At 58.7% G+C, this 19,952-nt stretch carries 18 protein-coding genes and 1 tRNA gene; 9 read left to right on the forward strand and 10 right to left on the reverse strand.

Going from position 1 to position 19,952, the window contains the following annotated elements; translation table 11 throughout:
- Window positions 1-5 precede the first annotated feature (5 nt).
- From FO268_RS07520 to def, 7 genes are all read right to left on the reverse strand, one after another.
- Window positions 6-82, reverse strand: a tRNA-Pro gene (locus FO268_RS07520).
- A gap of 139 nt (window positions 83-221) precedes the next feature.
- Complete coding sequence (gene glyS / locus FO268_RS07525; RefSeq protein ID WP_150991250.1) at window positions 222-2,303, reverse strand: glycine--tRNA ligase subunit beta; 2,082 nt, start codon at window positions 2,301-2,303, stop codon at window positions 222-224.
- A 2-nt stretch (window positions 2,304-2,305) separates the two neighbouring features.
- Window positions 2,306-3,325 carry a glycine--tRNA ligase subunit alpha gene (glyQ, locus tag FO268_RS07530; protein WP_150991252.1) on the reverse strand — a complete coding sequence of 340 codons (1,020 nt, stop codon included), beginning with the start codon at window positions 3,323-3,325 and terminating at the stop codon, window positions 2,306-2,308.
- Window positions 3,326-3,452: 127 nt separating this feature from the next.
- The gene (gene trkA / locus FO268_RS07535; RefSeq protein ID WP_150991254.1) at window positions 3,453-4,856 is read right to left on the reverse strand and encodes a Trk system potassium transporter TrkA; all 1,404 of its coding nucleotides are present in this window, start codon (window positions 4,854-4,856) and stop codon (window positions 3,453-3,455) included.
- Window positions 4,853-6,154 carry a 16S rRNA (cytosine(967)-C(5))-methyltransferase RsmB gene (rsmB, locus tag FO268_RS07540; protein ID WP_150991257.1) on the reverse strand — a complete coding sequence of 434 codons (1,302 nt, stop codon included), beginning with the start codon at window positions 6,152-6,154 and terminating at the stop codon, window positions 4,853-4,855. The genes trkA and rsmB overlap by 4 nt, the downstream gene beginning before the upstream one ends.
- Complete coding sequence (gene fmt / locus FO268_RS07545; protein ID WP_150991259.1) at window positions 6,155-7,090, reverse strand: methionyl-tRNA formyltransferase; 936 nt, start codon at window positions 7,088-7,090, stop codon at window positions 6,155-6,157.
- A gap of 78 nt (window positions 7,091-7,168) precedes the next feature.
- A complete protein-coding gene (gene def / locus FO268_RS07550; protein WP_150991261.1) occupies window positions 7,169-7,672 on the reverse strand; it encodes a peptide deformylase in 504 nt (167 codons plus the stop codon).
- A 374-nt stretch (window positions 7,673-8,046) separates the two neighbouring features.
- Here def and FO268_RS07555 point away from each other — a divergent pair, with 374 nt between their 5' ends.
- The 8 genes from FO268_RS07555 to FO268_RS07590 all read left to right on the forward strand — a co-directional run bounded on the left by FO268_RS07555 (window position 8,047) and on the right by FO268_RS07590 (window position 14,861).
- The gene (locus FO268_RS07555) at window positions 8,047-9,063 is read left to right on the forward strand and encodes a LysM peptidoglycan-binding domain-containing protein (protein ID WP_150991263.1); all 1,017 of its coding nucleotides are present in this window, start codon (window positions 8,047-8,049) and stop codon (window positions 9,061-9,063) included.
- 142 nt (window positions 9,064-9,205) lie between these two features.
- On the forward strand, window positions 9,206-10,366 hold the full coding sequence (gene dprA / locus FO268_RS07560; protein ID WP_191966893.1) for a DNA-processing protein DprA: 1,161 nt from the start codon (window positions 9,206-9,208) through the stop codon (window positions 10,364-10,366).
- 25 nt (window positions 10,367-10,391) lie between these two features.
- The gene (locus FO268_RS07565; RefSeq protein ID WP_150991265.1) at window positions 10,392-10,967 is read left to right on the forward strand and encodes an L-threonylcarbamoyladenylate synthase; all 576 of its coding nucleotides are present in this window, start codon (window positions 10,392-10,394) and stop codon (window positions 10,965-10,967) included.
- A gap of 8 nt (window positions 10,968-10,975) precedes the next feature.
- On the forward strand, window positions 10,976-11,902 hold the full coding sequence (hemF, locus tag FO268_RS07570) for an oxygen-dependent coproporphyrinogen oxidase (RefSeq protein WP_150991267.1): 927 nt from the start codon (window positions 10,976-10,978) through the stop codon (window positions 11,900-11,902).
- Entirely contained in the window at window positions 11,895-12,722 is an 828-nt protein-coding gene (gene aroE / locus FO268_RS07575) for a shikimate dehydrogenase (protein ID WP_150991269.1), read from the forward strand. Before hemF ends, aroE begins: the two co-directional genes overlap by 8 nt.
- Before the next feature lie 73 nt (window positions 12,723-12,795).
- Window positions 12,796-13,569, forward strand: a complete 774-nt coding sequence (locus FO268_RS07580; RefSeq protein WP_150991271.1) for a MotA/TolQ/ExbB proton channel family protein — start codon at window positions 12,796-12,798, stop codon at window positions 13,567-13,569.
- A gap of 3 nt (window positions 13,570-13,572) precedes the next feature.
- Complete coding sequence (locus FO268_RS07585; protein ID WP_150991273.1) at window positions 13,573-14,406, forward strand: flagellar motor protein MotB; 834 nt, start codon at window positions 13,573-13,575, stop codon at window positions 14,404-14,406.
- A 137-nt stretch (window positions 14,407-14,543) separates the two neighbouring features.
- Window positions 14,544-14,861, forward strand: coding sequence for a PA4642 family protein (locus FO268_RS07590; protein ID WP_150991275.1), 318 nt, complete (start codon window positions 14,544-14,546; stop codon window positions 14,859-14,861).
- Between the two features lie 28 nt (window positions 14,862-14,889).
- Here the strand turns inward: FO268_RS07590 and FO268_RS07595 are convergent, their stop codons facing one another.
- The 3 genes from FO268_RS07595 to FO268_RS07605 all read right to left on the reverse strand — a co-directional run bounded on the left by FO268_RS07595 (window position 14,890) and on the right by FO268_RS07605 (window position 17,698).
- A complete protein-coding gene (locus FO268_RS07595) occupies window positions 14,890-15,345 on the reverse strand; it encodes an Hsp20/alpha crystallin family protein (RefSeq protein WP_150991277.1) in 456 nt (151 codons plus the stop codon).
- Between the two features lie 132 nt (window positions 15,346-15,477).
- Entirely contained in the window at window positions 15,478-17,085 is a 1,608-nt protein-coding gene (locus tag FO268_RS07600) for an alkaline phosphatase family protein (protein WP_150991279.1), read from the reverse strand.
- 76 nt (window positions 17,086-17,161) lie between these two features.
- A complete protein-coding gene (locus tag FO268_RS07605; protein ID WP_150991281.1) occupies window positions 17,162-17,698 on the reverse strand; it encodes a gamma carbonic anhydrase family protein in 537 nt (178 codons plus the stop codon).
- 207 nt (window positions 17,699-17,905) lie between these two features.
- Here FO268_RS07605 and prlC point away from each other — a divergent pair, with 207 nt between their 5' ends.
- Entirely contained in the window at window positions 17,906-19,951 is a 2,046-nt protein-coding gene (prlC, locus tag FO268_RS07610; RefSeq protein ID WP_150991283.1) for an oligopeptidase A, read from the forward strand.
- The last annotated feature ends 1 nt before the right edge of the window (window position 19,952 follow it).

Consider the following 19,952-nt stretch of genomic DNA (forward strand, 5'->3'; position numbering starts at 1 on the left):
AGGAATGGTCGGCGTGGCAGGATTCGAACCTGCGACCCCTTCGTCCCGAACGAAGTGCGCTACCAAGCTGCGCCACACGCCGATCAACGGCCGGTATTATACGGATTAGCGGGTTATTTACCAGCCCCCGGATGACTTAACGGCATCCGTAGAGTTGCTGAGCCTGCCATGGCGGGGCCAGGTATCGGAGGGCCGGTTCAAAGGCCCTCCGGATATCCCGGTTAACCGGCAGCAGGCAGCACGGATATATCCGCCACCCGAAGGAACAGGTTGCGTAGCAGATTGAGCATGGCCAGGCGGTTGTTGCGCACGGCCTCGTCGTCGGCCATGACCATCACTTCGTCAAAGAAGTTGTCCACCGGTTCCCTCAGGCTGGCCAGGGAGCTCAGGGCAGTGGCGTAGTCGCCCTTCTCGAACAGTGGCAGCACCTTTTCCGCCTGCTGGCGGATCTGCTCTGCCAGGGCTTTCTCGGCGTTGTCCTGCAGCAGATCGGTATCGATGGTTTCACCGATGCTGTCACCGCCCTGCTTGGTGAGAATGTTGGACACCCGCTTGTTGGCACCGGCCAGGGCCAGGGCTTCCGGCAGCTGGCGGAAGGCTTCCACGGCTTTCACCCGGCGGTCGAAATCCAGCGGGCGTGTGGGACGACGGGCGTGCACGGCCAGGTAGACTTCGGCGCTGATGCCCTGCTCCTCATAGTGGGCGCGGAAGCGCTCCAGCATGTAATCCACCACGGTGCTGGCTACGTTCGGCTCGGTGATGCTGGTGTGTTCTGCTTTCGCCCATTCGCAAAGGGTCTGCAGATCCAGTGGCAGTTCCCGTTCGATGATGATGCGCAGCACGCCCAGAGAGGCACGGCGCAGGCCGAAGGGATCGCGGGTGCCGGACGGTGGCTGGTTAATCCCGAACAGGCCCACCAGGGAGTCGATACGGTCGGCAATGGCCACGGCGCAACCGGTCAGTGTGGCGGGCAGGTCGTCGCCGGCAAAGCGCGGCATGTACTGCTCGTTCAGTGCGCTGGCCACTTCTTCGTTTTCGCCGTCATTGGCGGCATAGTACTGCCCCATGATGCCCTGAAGATCGGTGAACTCCAGCACCATCTCGGTGACCAGGTCAGTCTTGGCCAGCATGGCGGCGCGCTCAGCAAGTTGCGGATCGCTGCCAATAGCGTCGGCAATTTTCTTCGCCAGTGCCGCTACACGAACAGACTTGTCATGGATGCTGCCCAGCTTGTCCTGGAATACGATCGGCTTGAGCTGGTCGATCCGGTCTTCCAGCCGGGTTTTGCGGTCAGTGTCGTAAAAGAACGCGGCATCGGCCAGACGCGGACGGATGACCTTCTCGTTGCCGGAGATCACCTGGCTCGGGTCCTTGCTTTCCAGGTTGGCAACGGTAATGAACAGCGGGAGCATCTTGCCGTCGTCAGAGACCACGTGAAAATACTTCTGGTGTTCCTTCATGGAGGAAATCAGTGCTTCGGCGGGCACATCCAGGAAACGGTCCTCGAAGCGGCCCATCAGGGGCACTGGCCATTCGTTCAGCGCGGTGACTTCATCCAGAAGGTCTTCATCAATCACGGCTTGTCCGTGGCCTTCATTCTTTGCAATGGCCATCACCCCGTCGCGAATCTGTTCACGGCGTTCGGCGAAGTCCGCGATCACGTAACCTTCCTGGCGCAATACCACCTCGTAATCACAGGGCTTTGGAACAATCAGTGACTTGGGGCAGTGGAAACGGTGGCCACGGGTTTTGTTGCCCGGTGTCAGGCCCATGATCGGCGTCTCGATCACCTTGTTACCGAACAGCATGATGGCCCAGTGTACCGGGCGGACAAATTCGGTGCGGTGAGCGCCCCAGCGCATGCGTTTGGGTATGGGCAGTGCTGCGAGGGACTGGTCCACCAGTTCCGGCATCAGTTCCACGGTGGGGCGGCCTTGTTCAATGGTGCGATAGACCACCCAGGCGCCCTTGTCGGTTTCCAGGGTGTCGAGCTGGTCAGGGGTTACGCCCAGGGAGGTGGCAAAGCCAGTCAGCGCCCGTGTGGGGTTGCCGGAATCGTCGAAGGCGGCTTTTACGGCCGGGCCACGCTTTTCCACCGGCTTGTCCGGCTGTGCGTCTTCCAGGTCACGAACCCTTACGGCGAGCCGGCGCGGTGCTGCAAAGGCCTCTACCTTGCCGAATTGGATGCCCGCTTCTTCCAGGCCCTTGCTGATACCACGGGTAAAAGCCTCAGACAGTGGCTTGAGGGCCTTGGGGGGCAACTCTTCGGTGCCCAGTTCAACCAGAAAATCCTGTGTTGCCATGATTATGCGTTCCCCTGTTCCTGCTGAGCTTTCTTCGCTTTTTTGCCCTTCTTGCCTTTTTCATCGGCGGCGTCGGCTGCTGCCAGTACTTCCTTGCGCAACGCCTCTGGCGCCAGCGGGAAGCCAAGCTTGCGGCGACTGTCGAAGTAAGCCTGGGCTACGGAACGGGCGAGGGTACGAACCCGCAGGATGAACCGTTGACGCTCGGTCACGGAGATAGCGTGCCGCGCATCAAGGAGGTTAAACGTATGGGAGGCCTTGAGCACCTGCTCGTAGGCAGGCAGTGCCAGGCCGGCTTCGATCAGGCGGGCGCTTTCACGCTCGTGGACATCAAAGCTGTGAAACAGAAATTCGGTATCGGCGTGTTCGAAGTTGTAGGTGGACATCTCCACTTCCTGCTGATGGAACACGTCACCGTAGGTGACCACGCCATCCGGGCCCTCGGTCCATACCAGATCGTACACACTGTCGACGCCCTGCAGATACATGGCGATACGCTCAAGACCGTAGGTGAGCTCGCCGGTCACCGGATAGCACTCCAGACCGCCCACTTGCTGGAAGTACGTGAATTGGGTCACTTCCATGCCGTTGAGCCAGATTTCCCAGCCCAGGCCCCAGGCGCCGAGGGTGGGCGATTCCCAGTTGTCTTCCACGAAACGGATATCGTGTACCAGCGGGTCGAGGCCGAGCGCCTTCAGGGAATCCAGATACAGTTCCTGGATGTTGTCCGGCGACGGCTTCAACACCACCTGGAACTGGTAGTAATGCTGCAGGCGGTTAGGGTTTTCCCCGTAGCGGCCGTCGGTCGGTCGGCGGCTGGGCTGAACGTAGGCGGCGTTCCAGGTTTCCGGGCCGATGGAGCGCAGGAAGGTGGCAGGATGGAAAGTGCCGGCACCTACTTCCATATCCAGTGGCTGGAGTACTACGCAGCCGTGCTGCGCCCAGAAATTCTGCAGGGCGAGAATCAGGCCCTGGAACGTTTTGATATCCGGAGTGTTTTCGGAAGTTGCCTTGTCTGTCACGACGTTTGCCTGTTGGTCAGTCTGTGTGTGGCGCCCGGGCATCTTGCCGGGGCACTCTGTAAAAAATCGGCATTATACGCCTGCCAATCGCGTATTTCTAAGTCAGCTTCACTGGGCCGGCTTTGCGCTAGAAGAAAGTCAGCCCTACCTGGAAGAGTTTCTCCACATCTCTTATCCGGGTTTTGTCCACCAGGAACAGCACTACGTGGTCGTCCGGTTGCACCCGCAGGTGGTCATGAGCAATCAGGACTTCATTGTGGCGGACGATGGCACCTATGGTGGTGCCCTCCGGCAGGTTGATCTCATCAAGCCGCTTTCCGACCACTTTGGAGGAGCGGTGGTCGCCATGGGCGATGGCCTCGATGGCTTCCGCAGCGCCTCTGCGCAGTGAGTGAACATTTACTACGTCACCGCGGCGCACATGGGTGAGCAGGCTTCCAATGGTGGTTTGCTGGGGCGAAATGGCGACATCGATATCGCCGCCCTGGATCAGATCAACATAGTCCGGGTTGTTGATCAGGGTCAGGACCTTGCGGGCACCAAGACGTTTGGCCAGGAGTGAGGCCATGATGTTGGCTTCGTCGTCGTTGGTGACGGCGCAGAAAACATCGGTATTCTCGATATTTTCTTCCAGCAGGATGTCCTTGTTTGCGGCATCCCCCTCCAGTACAACGGTTTTGCGAAGGCTCTCAGACAGCATGACGCAGCGTTCGTGGTCCCGCTCCAGAAGTTTGACCTGAAACCGGGATTCCAGGGTGTGGGCCAGACGCTGGCCGATGTTGCCGCCTCCACAGATGAAGATGCGCTTGTAGGGTTTCTCCAGCGGCTGCAGCTCACTCATCACTGAGCGGATATGGTCGGAGGCGGCAATAAAGAACACCTCGTCACCGTCTTCGATCACGGTGTTGCCCTCGGGCATGATGGCCCGGTCTTTGCGGAAAATGGCGGCCACCCGGGTCTCGATCTTGGGCATATGGCTACGCAGGTACGACAACTCATGGCCCACAAGCGGACCGCCCTCGGTGGCACGAATGGCGACCAGCTGTACCAGGCCCTTGGAAAATTCCAGTACCTGGAGGGCGCCCGGATATTCGATCAGCCGGGTGATGTGCTTGGTGACCAGGTGTTCCGGGCTGATCAGTACGTCGATCGGAAAGCCCCGCAGGCTATCCAGATCCTTTTTCTGTTCACGCTGGTAAAACAGTTCCGGTTTTGCCAGGTAAGCATTGGCCCTCACCCGGCAGATGGTCGTTGGCGTCTTGTACATCAGCTTCGCCACCTGGCAGGCCACCATGTTGACCTCATCGCTGTTGGTGACGGCAATCAGCATGTCGCCGTCCTCAGCACCGGCCTGTCTCAGCACCGTGGGAAAGGACGCCTTGCCCTGTACCGTACGAATATCCAGGCGATCCTGGAGTTCCCGCAGACGGGTACTGTCGCTGTCGATCACGGTAATGTCATTGGCTTCGTTGGCGAGGTTCTCTGCCAGGGTTCCGCCCACCTGGCCGGCGCCGAGAATCAGGATTTTCATGGTTCAGGTTTCTCCAGCACGGCGTAAAAGAATCCATCGTGGCTTTCGGGATCGGGCAGCAGCTGGCGGCCGGATTCCATATCGCGTCCCCACTCCACATCCGGCTCTATCAGGGTCGCGTCATCCTGCTGAGTGAGGAATCGACGGATTATACGGTGATTTTCCTGGGGGAACACGGAACAGGTGGCGTAGACCAAACGTCCGCCTGGTGCGAGCACCTGCCACATGGCTTTCAGAAGACCCAGCTGGATGCTGGCCAGTGGCACAATGTCCGACTCCCGGCGCAGCAATTTAATGTCCGGGTGCCGTCGAATCACGCCGGTGGCGCTGCATGGAACATCCAGCAGGATACGGTCGAACGGCCGCCGATCCCACCATTGATCAATGTTCCCTGCATCCGCGTGTGTCAGGGTGGCCACCAGATCCAGCCGGTCGAGGTTTTCCTGCACCCTGGGCAGCCGGTCGGCAGACTCGTCGATGGCGACCACTTCCTCCAGCTCCCCGCAGCTTTCCAGGATAGCGCAGGTTTTGCCGCCGGGGGCGGCGCAGGCGTCCAGCACGCGTTGGCCGGGGGCGAGATCCATCAGGGTGGTACAGAGCTGGGCGGCTTCGTCCTGGACACTGACAGCGCCGTCGGCGAACCAGGGCAGGTGGTCTACAGGGACGGGCGAGGCCAGTTGAATGCCGTAGGGAGCGAATAGTGTGGCGTTTGCCTCGATCCCGGCGTCTGTCAGCAACTGAAGGTAGTCGTTGCGGCTGAACCGGCGGGCGTTTACCCGCAGGGTCATGGGTGCCTGGGCGTTGTTGGCATCAAGAATGGCCTGCCAGTCATTGGGCCAGTTGTGACGCAGTTTCTCCAGCATCCAATGGGGGTGGCTGAAGCGTGCGCTCTCGTCGGGCCAGGCGGGCTCCCCTTCCCGTTCCGCCGCTCTTAAAACCCCGTTGACCAGGCCAGTAAGGTGCGGCCTGTCGAGGCTGCGGCAGGCTTCCACGGTTTCATTCAGTACTGCGTAGGTGGCCTGCTGGCTGAATCGTAGCTGGAAAAGCGCCACCAGCATCAGGTGGTGTACAACCCGGTCAGGCTTGCGCAGAGGTTTTTTCAGACGGGCCTGCAGTTCGGCGTCCAGTCGGTGAAACCAGCGGCAAGTGCCATAGCATAATGCCTGGAGTTGCGGGCGCTCGCTGTCTGCGACCTCATTCAGGGCCAGGGGCAGGCATTGTGTCAATGACTGGCCATTCTCGACCGATTGCAGAACCCGGGCGGCGACGGCCCTCACTGGCTGACCACGGTCACCCATTCAATGCAGCTCCTGGCCGGGCATCAGTATTTCCTTGCCGCCGTTGATCAGATCGTTGGCCGTTTGCGGGCGCGAGCCAGACAGTTGCAGCCGGGTGATCCTCAGTGACTCAAGCCCGCAGGCAACGTCAATACCTTCGCGGCTGCGGCGAATAACCGTCCCCGGGTGTTTGTCACTGGTGTTTTCCAGAATGGTGGCCTGGTGAATGCGGATGCGCAGTTCGTCCAGATCGGTGTAGGTGCCGGGCCAGGGATTGAAGGCACGGATCAGGCGGCTGATGGCGGGGGCGTCCAGGGTCCAGTCGATATGGCCTTCTTCCTTGCTCAGCTTGCTGGCGTAACAGGCCCGGTTCTCATCCTGCACTTCACCACGCAACTCGCCTTTTTCCAGGTGGTCCAGCGCCTTGACGATGGCGTGGCCACCCAGGTCAGCCAGACGGTCATGGAGACTGCCGCCGGTATCGTCTTCATTAATCGGAGTAATGGCTTTGAGCAGCATCTCACCGGTGTCCAAACCGGCATCCATCTGCATGATGGTAATGCCGGTTTCGCGGTCCCCGGCGGCAATGGCCCGCTGGATCGGGGCGGCGCCACGCCAGCGGGGCAGGAGGGAGGCATGGATGTTCAGGCACCCATGGCGCGGGATATCCAGTACTGCCTGGGGCAGGATCAGCCCATAGGCGGCCACGACCATCACATCCGCATCCAGCACCCGCAATTCCTCCTGGGCCTCGGCGGCTTTCAGGGACTCGGGCTGGAAGACAGGAATACCCGCCTCTGCGGCCACCTTTTTCACCGGGCTGGGTGTCAGTTTTCGGCCACGGCCGGCGGGGCGGTCAGGCTGGGAATAAACACCAACCACCTGATGGCGGGTGGCGAGCAATGCCTGGAGCGCGGTGGCTGCAAAATCGGGGGTGCCGGCAAAAACAAGTCGCACGGGCTGTCATTCCCTTGTCCGTTGGATACGAAAAGACCGGGCTTGCACCCGGTCCCGGTTTACTCTGAACTGGTTGTCTCAGGCACTTTTCTTGTGGAGCTTTTCCAGTTTCTTGCGAATCCGGGTGCGCTTCAGTGAGCTCAGGTAATCCACAAACAGCTTACCGTTGAGATGATCCATTTCATGCTGAATACAGACCGCAAGCAGGCCGCGAGCTTCCAGTTCAAACGGGTTGCCGTCCCGATCAATGGCCCGGATCATGCAGTGCTCAATCCGTGAAACGTCTTCATAGAAACCCGGAACGGAGAGACAGCCTTCCTGCATTTCCTCAAGCTCGCCGTCGAGAACTTCCACTTCGGGGTTAATGAACACCCGTGGCTCGCTCTTGTCTTCGGACAGGTCCATCACAATGATCTGCCTGTGCACGTTGACCTGGGTGGCCGCAAGGCCAATGCCGGGCGCATCGTACATGGTCTCGAACATGTCGTCGATCAGCTTGCGGGTCTCGTCGGTCACCTTGTCCACCGGCTTGGCGACGGTGCGCAAGCGGGGATCAGGGTATTCGAGAATGTCTAGTATCATAGCGCTCGTACTTTTGGTGTCTGTATCTGGTTTCCACCGTTATCTTTTGTAACGGTGTGAAAACGCTCTCCGAAATGCGACAGCGTACTGCGCATTTTCCAGTCCCGTGTCTATTATGATCGGGACGAAAGAGCCGGTTTCAACGGGTTACTGCCGTTTATGGTGCTATTATCCCTCAACTCGCTCATTGAGTACAAACTGATCAGGTGATAGTTAAAAGCTTTCGTCCGTAACGTAGAATTCACTGGAAGAACAAAAGATAACATCACAATTTGCGAGACATCTTCTATAGTAGTGGTATAAAAGGCAGAGTACCGGCTGCATACCAAGAACAGAATCTAGCGATTCAAGGCACGCGATCAAGGACTTAAACAATGAGGAAACTGCTGTACGCTCTGGCAGCAAGCATGTTGCTGCTAACCTCCTGGGCCCAGGCTGCCCCGGATCTGAGGTCCGATCATCCCGAGCGTTACACTGTCGTGAAGGGTGACACCCTGTGGGATATTTCCGCACGTTTTCTGAATAATCCATGGTACTGGCCGGAAATCTGGCATGTGAACCCACAGGTACAGAACCCCCACCTGATCTATCCGGGAGACGAACTGGCCCTGGTTTATATTGATGGTGAGCCGCGTGTAACCAAGGTGTCCAGTGATCGCGTTGTGAAGCTCTCGCCGAAAGTGCGTTCCGAAGCTATCGACACCCCGATTCCTGCCATACCACTGGATGCGATCAGCAGCTTCCTCACAGATACCCGTATTGTCAGTGCGGAAGAGCTGAACGGTGCACCTTACGTGCTGGAGGGCGAAGATGGCCGCATTGTTACCGGTGCTGGCGACCGCATTTATGCTCGTGGTGAAAAGCCTGCCGATAACCTGGGCGTTTTCCGCCGTAGCAAGGAGTTCCGCGACCCCGAAACCGGCGAATTCCTCGGCCTGGAAGCCCGCAGTATTGCCCGCGGTGAAGTCACCGCAGAAAACGGCGACGTACTCACCCTTATGCTGAAGCAGTCCAGTGAGGAAGTCCGCATTGGTGACCGTCTGCTGGTTAGTGAGGAGCGCCGCATTACCACCAGCTTCGTGCCCAGTTCCCCGGACAGCGAGATTGAGGCGCAGATGATTTCGGTGGAAGGTGGTGTCAGCCAGATCGGTCAGTTTGATGTGGTTGCCATTAACCGCGGCGAGCGCGAGGGCCTGAAACCGGGTAACGTCATGGCTGTGCTCAAGAGTGGTAACCTGGTCCGGGATCCGGTCACCAATGAAACCATTGAGCTGCCCTCCGAGCGTGCCGGGCTGATGATGGTGTTCCAGACCTACGAAAAAATGAGTTATGGCCTTATCCTGCAGGCTACACGCCCATTGTCGGTTGGTGACAAGGTGACCAATCCCTGAGTGGCTGAAAGCCGTTGAGAGATCTTGAGTGAAGTTGAGAAAGGGAGCCGCATCGCCGGCTCCTTTTTTTATGGCATAATTTCGGGCTGTCCCGCCAGGAAGGTGGGAGCCGTTACCACTATCTGATCCACGGAAGGATGCCATGCCCCTGTCTACTGCTGCCCGAACCGACCTCGACCTGTTCCGGTCCACCACCGGATTCTGGCTACTGCTGTCACGCCTGCCCAAATTCGGTACCCGCCGTCAGCAGGCCATACTCGAACATTTATCCGATTTTCAAAGCCTCTTGACCAGCAATGCCGCCACATTGAAAGCTGTCGGGCTGGCATCCGAAACCATTGAGGCCCTGGAGGCGTGGCGCCGCCAGGACCTTGATCATCCGGTCGTTGCAAGCGCTGCCGGCATTCGCAGGGATTGTATAAGGACCGGCACCGATATCCTGACCCTGGCGGACGCGGACTACCCTGAACCCTTGAAGCATATCGCGGACCCGCCACTGGTTCTTTTTCTGCGGGGAGACCGCTCATTGCTGGGGCGCGAACAGATCGGTATTGTCGGCAGCCGAAACGCCACGCGGGCCGGGCTGGAACATGCTCGCTCGTTCGCCGCAGCGTTGGGCAGAAAAGGCCTGCTGGTGACCAGCGGGCTGGCACTGGGGGTGGATGGTGCGGCCCATTCCGGTGCCCTGGATGCCGGCTTTCCGACCGTAGCCGTCATTGGCAATGGTGTGGACCAGCCCTACCCTTATCGCCATCGTAAGCTTAGCGAACGCATCGCCAGCGATGGTGTCATTGTGTCTGAATACCCGCCCGGTACTTCTGCCAAAGCGGGTCACTTCCCCCGCCGAAACCGGATTATCAGTGGTCTCAGTCGGGGCATCCTGGTGGTTGAGGCAGGGCTGAAAAGCGGTTCGCTGATCACCGCCCGCCTGGCGCTGGAACAGGGGCGTGAGGTGTTCGCCATACCCGGCTCCGTGCACAATCCGCTGGCCCGTGGCTGCCATGATCTGATACGCCAGGGCGCGAAGCTGGTGGAAACCGTGGATGACATCTGTGAGGAACTGGGCGCCTGGTGGAGCAATCACGGCCAGGAAGGGCCTCAGGCACCGGAACGCCCTGCCACGGAAGGGCTGGACTCCCGGGAAATCGCGGTTCTGGAGGCTTTAGGGTATGATCCGCAATCAACCGACGATTTATGTTCAGTGACCGGCCTTCCCGCCGACCAGTTGATGCAGTCGCTGCTGCTTCTGGAGCTTCAGGGGCTTGTAGATGCTGCACCCGGAGGGTTTCAGCGGATCGCCTGAACAGCATCAGTGACCTGGCGCCCCCATGAAGAAACCACAGCAACCATTGTCTGACTGGCACCTCCACTGTGCCCGCCGCACCCTTCTTGGGGGTGGCGTTATTGCTTATCCTACCGAAGCTGTCTGGGGCCTGGGCTGCGACCCCTGGAACCCGGAAGCGGTCGAGCGGATTCTCGAACTGAAGCAGCGCCCGGTCGAGAAAGGCGTCATCCTTGTGGCCGCCTCTGTTGATCAGATACGGTTCCTTCTGGACCCGCTGCCAGCGGAGCTGCAGGAAAAGGCCCTCGCTAACTGGCCGGGGCCGGTAACCTGCCTGTTACCGGACGTTCTCAAGCAGATTCCTGCCCAGGTGCGAGGGCGACACAGTTCCATTGCGGTGCGCGTCAGTGATCATCCGGTAGTGAGGGCGTTGTGCGAAACAGTGGGTTTTCCTTTGGTATCCACTTCCTGCAACCCCGCTGGCCGCCAGCCGGCGCGCACCCCCTGGCAGGTGCGCCGGTACTTTGAGGGCCAACTGGACTGGCTGGTACCGGGCGACTTGGGGGGTAATCGCCAACCCAGCCGTATTATCGACATCGTCAGCGGACAACAACTGCGTTAGGAGTTCTCATGCCACAGCAACCCGACAGTAATGCCGTCAAACAGTACCTGCTGGGACTGCAGGAGCAAATTTGCCGACGGCTGGCAGCGGTTGATGGCAAGGGGAGCTTTGAAACCGACGCCTGGGACCGGCCCGAGGGTGGAGGTGGTATCAGCCGGGTTATTACCGACGGTGCGGTCTTCGAAAAAGGCGGGGTCAACTTCTCCCACGTCATGGGCGAAACCATGCCCGCGTCCGCCACGGCACACAGGCCCCATCTCGCAGGTGCGCCCTGGCAGGCGATGGGGGTATCCCTGGTGCTGCATCCCTTCAATCCCTATGTACCTACCTCTCATGCCAACGTCCGGTTTTTCGTGGCAACGCCGGAAAATGCCGAACCGGTGTACTGGTTCGGCGGTGGTTATGACCTCACACCCTATTACGGCTTTGATGAAGACTGCGCACACTGGCACCGGGTAGCGAAGGCCGCCTGCGACCCCTTTGGCAATCAGATGTACCGCCGATACAAGCACTGGTGTGACGACTACTTCTATCTGAAGCACCGGGACGAGCCCCGGGGGGTCGGCGGGCTGTTCTTCGATGACCACAATACCGGGGATTTTGACCGTGACTTTGCATTGATGCAGTCCGTGGGCGATAGTTTCATTGAGGCCTACGAGCCTATTGTCCAGCGCCGTAAAGACACGCCCTGGAGCGATCGCGAACGGGATTTCCAGCTCTACCGGCGCGGCCGCTATGTGGAGTTCAATCTAGTGTATGACCGTGGCACCCTGTTTGGCCTGCAGTCCGGTGGCCGTACCGAGTCCATCCTGATGTCGCTACCCCCGCTGGTGCGTTGGGAGTACAGTTTCAAGCCTGAACCGGGCTCTGAAGAGGCACGGCTGACGGAGCATTTTCTGACCGGACGGGACTGGCTGGAGATTGGCGATGAATAACGATCTTTACGCGGTGGTGGGTAATCCCATCAGCCACAGCAAATCTCCCCGCATTCACAGCCTGTTTGCCAGCCAGACTGGTGAAAAGCTGGAATACACAGCCATCCAGGCTCCGAAAGACGGTTTTGCCGACACCGTAACTGGCTTTTTCCAGCGTGGTGGCCAGGGATTGAATGTGACTGTGCCCTTCAAGGAACAGGCCTGGAAGCTGGCGGACCGGCGTACCGAACGGGCGGAGTTGGCCGGCGCCGCCAACACTCTGTACCAGGACAGTAACGGCTTACTGATCGCCGATAATACCGATGGTACTGGATTGGTGATGGACCTTACCGAAAACCACTGCATCACTTTGGCAGGTCTACGCATCCTGGTGTTGGGCGCAGGCGGAGCGGTACGGGGTGTGCTTGGGCCTTTGTTGGCGGAGGAACCGTCGGCCCTGGTCATCGCCAATCGCACGGTTGCGAAGGCAGAAGGCCTGGTAACACTGTTTGAACCCATTGCTGGGCAAACGCTGCTGGAGGCGTGTGGATTCGAGGAGCTCAAGGAGCCGTTCGACCTGATCATCAATGGCACCAGCGCCAGCCTTCAGGGTGATCTGCCACCGATTTCGCCAAATGTGATCGGTGCCGGCACGGTGGTCTACGACATGATGTATTCTCTCCAGACCACCACATTCAATCAGTGGGCGTTGGACCACGGTGCCACGCTGGTATTTGACGGCCTGGGCATGCTGGTGGAGCAGGCGGCCGAGTCGTTCCGGATATGGCGTGGGGTCCGCCCTGAAACACGGCCGGTGATTGACGAATTGCGAACCGACTGAGCTCCCGCCGGGCCCATGGGCTATGCTCTGCAGGCGTACAAGCTTCCCAAAGGTTTCTGATGTAAGGTCTCTGATGGATATTCTCACCCTTGTGGGGCTGGTGGCAGGTGTTCTGATTGTTTTGCTCGCCATGCTGGCCAATGCCTCGATCCTTACCTTTTTCAATCTCCCCGGACTGGCGATCGTATTGGGCGGCACCTTTGCGGTTACCCTGATCAAGTTCCGCCTGCCTTCGGTGATGGGTGCATTCCGGCTGGCGTTTGCGGCGGCTTTTACCGAGCGGGTGGAGCGCCCGGCGGATCTTATCCGGGAAGTAGGAACGCTGGCACTGGTGGTGCGCAAGGAAGGTATCCTGGGTCTGGAAAACCACGACACCAGTAACGATTTTCTTCGCAAGGCCATCAATCTTTGTGTTGACGGCCACCCACCCGAACTGGTCGAGGAGGCCCTGGCCCAGGAAGCCCAGCAGACGGCAGAACGCTACGAGGTAGCCGAGCGGGTGTTTCGAGGGATTGGTGAGTCCGCCCCGGCTATCGGAATGCTGGGCACCCTGGTGGGTCTGGTCCAGATGCTCAACACCCTCGATGACCCTTCCTCCATTGGCCCGGCCATGGCCATTGCCCTGCTGACCACGCTTTACGGAGCCTTCATCGCGCAGTTGATCGCCCTGCCCCTGGCGGACAAACTCCAGCTCAAGGCGGAGGATGAGGCGCGGAATCAGCTCCTTATTACCACTTCCATACGCAATATCATGCGCGGTGAAAACCCGAGGGTAATGACAGAGCTACTGTCGTCGTTCGTAACCCCGGACCAGCGTACCAACCTTGCCCCGGAGCGGGAGGCGTAGGTTTTGATATTGCGTCAGCCAGTAAAAAAGAAAAAACAGGGCCGGGGTTCTCCGGCCTGGATTGTGACCTTTGCCGATCTGGCTACGTTGCTGCTGACGTTTTTTATCCTGCTGCTGTCCTTCGCGGAAATGGATATCGAAAAGTATCGGGCCATGGCCAACTCCATGGCTGTGGCCTTCGGTAGTAACCAGGTGCTCTCTGATGACGTGGGCGGGTCGCCCCTGACCCTGATCGAATCAGACACGGTTTCCCTGCCGCAACCCACCGATACCTCTGCCAGCGAGCCGGAATTCATAGACGAGCGCGCCGAGGGTGAGGCCCCCACAAAGATTCCTGGGGGCGTCATTGACCTGGCGAGCCGATTGATTGATGAGCTGGAAGCGGAGGTGGCCTCGGACGCCTTGAATGTGACCTACGACGAAAACCAGGTGGTCATCCGTTTTTCTGAAGAGGCCACTTTTCGCTCCGGAGCGGCGTCCATCAAGCCAGAGATGATCCCCATTATTGAGCGGGTGGTGGCTGTACTGTCTGGTTGTTCCGGCGACGTACTGGTGGCCGGCTACACCGACGACCGCCCCATATCCAGCGGGCGTTATCGCTCAAACTGGGATCTGTCTGCGGCACGGGCGGTTTCCGTGGTGCATGAGCTGGTGCTGAATCGTCAGGTGCCGGCGGAACGGGTAGTGGCTGCCGGCCGGGCAGAAACCAATCCCCTGGCCCCCAACGACAGCGACGAAAACCGTGCAAAAAACCGGCGGGTGGAGATCGCCATCCGGGACCCGGCGTGTGACGACAGCGTAAATACCGGGCAGCTACCGGTGGAAATCATGCCGTAAACAGCGCCTTATGCTTGCGGGGCAGCCTCTCATAGTCAATTCATATAACTCCTATGCGTTCAGATCTTTATACTGTGCGGCCCCAGGCGAACACATTTGCTGATTCAATTTGTTGATACAAAAGGGCCAGAGAGATTATGAGCGGACCAGACAAGCCGAAAGTCATTGGCGAGGAATGGAGTGATGAACGGGTAAAGAGCTTTCTGGCGATTGCTCCCTATGACAGCAATGTCAATGCTGACTTCAATGCCCTGATCAAGGCTTACCAGGCTATGATTGCCGAAGATTTCGAGCGTTTTGTCGCTTTCTTTGTGGAAGTAGGGCGGGATATCAACGCTGTGGATGAGAACGGCGAAACCTTCCTTGACCTGGTGTCAAAGCACCGCCGTAGTACCGCCTACGCGGAGATCGTCAAAAAGGCCGGAGCCAAAACAGCAGCAGAGGCCGGGAACTGAGCCCGGCCTTGCCGCATCGCCTTGTTTGTTACTGAACATCCACTTCAATGGCTTTGGGTTCAGCCGGCTCTGCCTTGGTCAGTGTCAGCGACAGGATGCCGTCCTTGAAGCTCGCCCTGATGCTGTTCTCATCCACGTTTTCCGGCAGGGTAAACCGACGCAGGAAGCTACCGTAAACCCGCTCAATGCGGTGGTGCTTTTTGTCGTTGGTTTCTTCCTCGTGCTTGCGTTCACCCTGAATGCTCAACACACCATCCTGGACAGTGACTTTCACATCGTCCTTCGTCATGCCCGGTAGTTCAGCTTCGATGTTGAAGGCTTCCGGGGTTTCCTTGATATCCACGGCCGGGGCCCAGTCGCTGCGGCTGAACAGGTCTTTGCCCTCCCGTTCATCGTTACCACGTGTCAGACCGAACAGCCGGTTATAACGGTTCATCAGGTCATCGAATTCGCTCACTGGATTCCAGCGGGTTATGTTAGCCATACGAAACTCCTCCTACGAAATTGAGTTAACACGTTGATGTCAGCTTCAATCGCGGAACAGCTCCATACCGGTGGCGCCAGCCTGTATGGTTTTCCGTGAACCTCTGCTATCTCTCAATGTTGGAGCATTTGATCAGTTTTCAATAGGTCGGCGGGCAGATATTTCCACTGCCGGGGAGGATGCACCAAACTGCTGTTGAAGGAAGGGTCGGAACTCTGCCATCGCCGGGCCATCCGGATTGTCTCCCGGCAGGGCACCCCAACTGAACCCGGGCAGTTGGCCACTGGCAACAAAGGGCGCCAGCAATTGCGGATCGGCGCTGATGATATGCACCACCACATCCCGGCTGGCATCCTCGCCAGTGACAAGTGGCGCTGCCTGATGGTCTCCGAGTAGCACCAGCAGTGTCTGGTTGTCGACGTGACGGAGGGCGTATTCCGTGGCCACATTCAGGGCATAATCCAATGCCTGTGCATAGTGTTCCCTCACCCGCTCCGGGTCACGCCACAGGCGGGCGGGGGCCTCGCCAGTACCTTTCCATTGGTTGAACGTTTCGCCAGTGCCGATGGCGTCCCAATCTTCCAGGACGGGCAACACCGGTACCCAGGGGGCGTGGCTGCTTATTAGTGCAATCTCTGCAAACAGGGGTGTTTCCGCCTGGTCCCGAACGTTGCGCTGGAACCATGACCAGGTGTACTGGTCCGGCATGGTGACCCAGTTAAAAGCGGGGCCGCGGTAGTCCATGGTGGTGGAAGCGTAGATACGGTTGTAACCAAAAGCCTGGCCTTCAGGCCAGGCTCTCGTTATGGCGGGCATGACAGCCACCGTGTCGTGGCCGGTGGTATCCAGGTCGTCAATCAGTGTGGGGAAATTGCTGGCCAGGAAGATTTCGTAGTCCAGCTGCGTTTCGATCCATTGACCGCTGAGCAGCGTGGTATGTGCCAGCCAGGATTGGCCGCCCTGGACGGGGGAGCGCAGGCGCCCGGTTACAACATGCAGGCCGGCTTCATCCAGCTTTTGCGCCATTTGCTCCAGACGGGGCTCGATCACCGGTCTGTAACGGGGGTCAGTGATGGCTGAAATGCCATAGGATTCGATAAAGCCCAGGATGACGTCGGTAGTCTCCAGTCCTTTGAGAGGGGTGGTCTGAGCAGCGTCCGGATTATCTTCAAGATGTTGTCGGAACGCCAGGGTGGACTGGTGGGTATCCGCTGCCAGCTGGATTTGCGTTGCCGCCAGCCCCGAAACGCTCAACCCCACGACCGGCTGAGGCAGCCATGACGCGGATACTGCGATACCGCCTGCCGCTGCCACCAGCCTGCCTGCTCTGGCCGGAGTACCGCCACCAAGCTGGGACAGCAGCCTGCCGACAAAGCCACCCAGGCCGGCAAAGGCGACGGCCAGGGCCAGAATAACCAGTAGCGACAGACCAAGCCCCAGGTTACTCTCCAGCAGGTCAAATACAGAACCCGCAACGCCCACTTCCAGGTACAGATTGAACGGCCGCCCAATGCTCTGCCGGACCAGCACATCGCTCAGGGAGAAGAAGGCCAGCAAGGCGTACAACACGCCAACGGTTCCGGCCAGGTATTGCTTGCCTCTTCCGGCGGGCAAAATCGCAAATACGCCCGCCAGTAACAGCGCGTCAGCTGCAACCCAAGGTATCCAGGGGTAATCCGGGAGCAGCAGCACCAGGAACAGGGTATTGAGCAGTAGCGTGGTGACTATCAGCCGTTTCATATCGACGCCTCTGCTCCTTAAGAGAACAACACGTTCAAATACGCTGGCACCGTCGGTTTCAGATTAATTGGCCGGATTAAACCTCGTTCAGGTATTCGTCTTTGAGTTTCACGTAATTGCTGGCGGTGTAGCGGAAAAAGGTTTTTTCTTCGTCCGATAGCGCCCGAGCCTGGCGGGCGGGTGAGCCCACGTACAGAAACCCCGATTCCAGGGTTTTGCCCGGCGGCACCAGGCAGCCAGCGGCGACAATCACCTCGTCTTCTACGACGGCGCCATCCATGATGATACAACCCATACCCACAAGTACCCGGCTGCCCACGGTGCAGCCGTGCAGCAGCGCCTTGTGGCCAATCGTGACATCATCACCGATCGTCAGTGGGTACCCGCCGGGGTTAAAGTCACTGGCATGGGTGATGTGCAACACAGACCCATCCTGAATACTGCAACGGTCACCGATACGAATTTTGTGCATGTCGCCGCGTACTACGGTCATTGGCCAGATGGAGACGTCATCCCCTGTCTGAACATCCCCGATGACCACTGCACTGGGGTCAATCCAGGTGCGTTCTCCAAAATGTGGCGTGTTACCCTTGTGTGTTCGTACATTCGACATTACATATACTCATTGAGTGGATTGATGCTTGTAGGGAAGGAGTCTCTGGGGGAGGCCTTTCCAAAACACGCTCAAGCACATCCATGTGGCGCTTGAGCTCCGCCATCCATGGCTCCGCACAGTTTTGGAAAGGCCTCCCCCAGAGACTCCCCAAGCATTGGAGTTATCTCAAATTACCTTAGACACCCGGAGCTGAGAAGGGGACTTATGAATAACCCGTTATTGACCGACGACCTGTTGCCCAAGTTTGACCATGTTCGCACCGAGCATATGGAAACGGCAATTGACCAGATTCTCAGCGAAAACCGCGTGAAAATCGCCCAACTGGCCCAGCAGGATGAGCCCACCTGGGAGACCCTGGCGCAACCCATGCAAGCCACCGAAGACCGGCTGGAAAGGGCCTGGTCGGTGATTTCCCATTTAAACGGCGTCATGAACAGTGACGATCTGCGCAAGGTGTACAAGAGCTGTCTGGAAAAACTCACCGAGTACAGCACCGAACTGAGCCAGAACACCGAACTCTGCGACGCCTACAAAAAACTGGCCGCAAGCGAAGAATACAAAGGACTGAGCGAAGCCCAGCGCAAGTCGGTGGACAACACCCTGCGGGATTTCCACCTCGGTGGTGTCGATCTGCCGCCGGAGAAGAAAAAACAGTACGCGGATCTTTCCATGGAGCTGTCGGAGCTGTCCAACCGCTTCAGTGACAACGTGCTGGATGCCACCCAGCACTGGTACAAGCACATCACCAACGTGGAAGAGCTGGCGGGCGTGCCTGAGAGCGCGCTTGATGGCGCGAAACAGGCCGCGCAGCAGAAGGATCTGGACGGCTATGTGATCACGCTGGATTTTCCCAGTTTCTATCCGGTAATGACCTACTGTGACAACCGTGACCTGCGCCGGGAAGTCTACGAAGCCTTTGTCACCCGCGCCTCCGACATGGGGCCGGACGCCGGCACCTGGGACAACACACCGGTGATGGCCGAAATTCTCAAACGCCGCCACGCCATGGCCAAACTGCTGGGCTTCAACAACTATGCCGAGCGCTCGCTGGCCACGAAAATGGCCCGCAGCGTGGATGAGGTTCTTGATTTCCTGAATCAGTTGGCAGGCAAGTCCAAACCCATGGCCGAGCGCGAGTTTGCCGAGCTGAAGGCATTCGCCAAGGACACGCATGGGGTTGATGACCTGCAGGCCTGGGATGTCGGCTATTACAGCGAAAAGCTGCGCCAGCAACGCTACGATATCTCCCCGGAAACCCTGCGCCCCTGGTTCCCGGTAGACAAAGTGGTCCCCGGCCTGTTCGCGGTTGCCGAGAAACTGTTCGACGTTCAGATTGAAGCGAAACCTGACGTGGAAACCTGGCACCCGGATGCCACCGCCTATTGCATCAGCCGTAACGGCGAGCCGCTGGCCTGGTTCTACCTCGACCTGTTCGCCCGCCAGGGCAAACGTGGCGGCGCCTGGATGGCCGATTGCCGGGTACGCTGGCGCAACCTGCGGGGTCAGTTGCAGTTACCGGTGGCTTTCCTCACCTGTAACTTTACCCCGCCGGTGAACGGCAAGCCGTCGTTGCTGACCCACGACGAAGTCACCACGCTGTTCCACGAATTCGGCCATGGCCTGCACCACATGCTGACGCAAGTGGACGTTTTGGACGTATCGGGTATTAACGGCGTGGCCTGGGACGCGGTAGAACTGCCGAGCCAGTTTCTGGAAAACTGGTGCTGGAACCCGGACTCCCTGGCCCTGATAGCCTCGCACCACGAAACTGGCGAGCCCTTACCAGAAGATCTGCTGCAAAAAATGCTGGCAGCCAAAAACTTCCAGTCCGGGATGGCCATGGTGCGGCAGTTGGAATTCTCGTTGTTCGACTTCCGCCTGCATGCGGAATTCACTGAGGAAGCCCCCACCAATCCGCTGGACATGCATCGCAAGGTACGCAGCGAAATTGCCGTGGTGGAAGCACCGGCGTTCAACCGCTTTCCCAACAGCTTCTCCCACATCTTTGCCGGCGGTTACGCGGCAGGCTATTACAGTTACAAATGGGCTGAAGTGCTGGCTGCGGATGCGTTCTCACTGTTCGAGGAACGCGGCATCTTCGATCCGGAAACCGGCAAGGCGTTTCTGCAGAACATTCTTGAGAAGGGTGGTTCCCAGGAACCGATGGAACTGTTCAAGGCATTTCGTGGTCGCGAGCCGCAGGTGGATGCGTTGTTGAAGCACAGTGGTATTACGGACGACGCTGCGTGAA

Origin of the sequence: Marinobacter denitrificans, assembly GCF_008795955.1 — a bacterium.
In the GTDB taxonomy this organism is placed as follows: Bacteria; Pseudomonadota; Gammaproteobacteria; order Pseudomonadales; family Oleiphilaceae; genus Marinobacter; species Marinobacter denitrificans.

Coding starts and splice junctions, on each gene's coding strand:
- FO268_RS07580 (WP_150991271.1), top strand. CDS start 12,796: ATGGATATTCTCACCCTTGTGGGGCTGGTGGCAGGTGTTCTGATTGTT.
- hemF (WP_150991267.1), top strand. CDS start 10,976: ATGCCACAGCAACCCGACAGTAATGCCGTCAAACAGTACCTGCTGGGA.
- def (WP_150991261.1), bottom strand. CDS start 7,672: ATGATACTAGACATTCTCGAATACCCTGATCCCCGCTTGCGCACCGTC.
- FO268_RS07600 (WP_150991279.1), bottom strand. CDS start 17,085: ATGAAACGGCTGATAGTCACCACGCTACTGCTCAATACCCTGTTCCTG.
- trkA (WP_150991254.1), bottom strand. CDS start 4,856: ATGAAAATCCTGATTCTCGGCGCCGGCCAGGTGGGCGGAACCCTGGCA.
- dprA (WP_191966893.1), top strand. CDS start 9,206: ATGCCCCTGTCTACTGCTGCCCGAACCGACCTCGACCTGTTCCGGTCC.
- aroE (WP_150991269.1), top strand. CDS start 11,895: ATGAATAACGATCTTTACGCGGTGGTGGGTAATCCCATCAGCCACAGC.
- glyS (WP_150991250.1), bottom strand. CDS start 2,303: ATGGCAACACAGGATTTTCTGGTTGAACTGGGCACCGAAGAGTTGCCC.
- FO268_RS07565 (WP_150991265.1), top strand. CDS start 10,392: ATGAAGAAACCACAGCAACCATTGTCTGACTGGCACCTCCACTGTGCC.
- FO268_RS07555 (WP_150991263.1), top strand. CDS start 8,047: ATGAGGAAACTGCTGTACGCTCTGGCAGCAAGCATGTTGCTGCTAACC.
- rsmB (WP_150991257.1), bottom strand. CDS start 6,154: ATGGGTGACCGTGGTCAGCCAGTGAGGGCCGTCGCCGCCCGGGTTCTG.
- FO268_RS07590 (WP_150991275.1), top strand. CDS start 14,544: ATGAGCGGACCAGACAAGCCGAAAGTCATTGGCGAGGAATGGAGTGAT.
- prlC (WP_150991283.1), top strand. CDS start 17,906: ATGAATAACCCGTTATTGACCGACGACCTGTTGCCCAAGTTTGACCAT.
- FO268_RS07595 (WP_150991277.1), bottom strand. CDS start 15,345: ATGGCTAACATAACCCGCTGGAATCCAGTGAGCGAATTCGATGACCTG.
- FO268_RS07605 (WP_150991281.1), bottom strand. CDS start 17,698: ATGTCGAATGTACGAACACACAAGGGTAACACGCCACATTTTGGAGAA.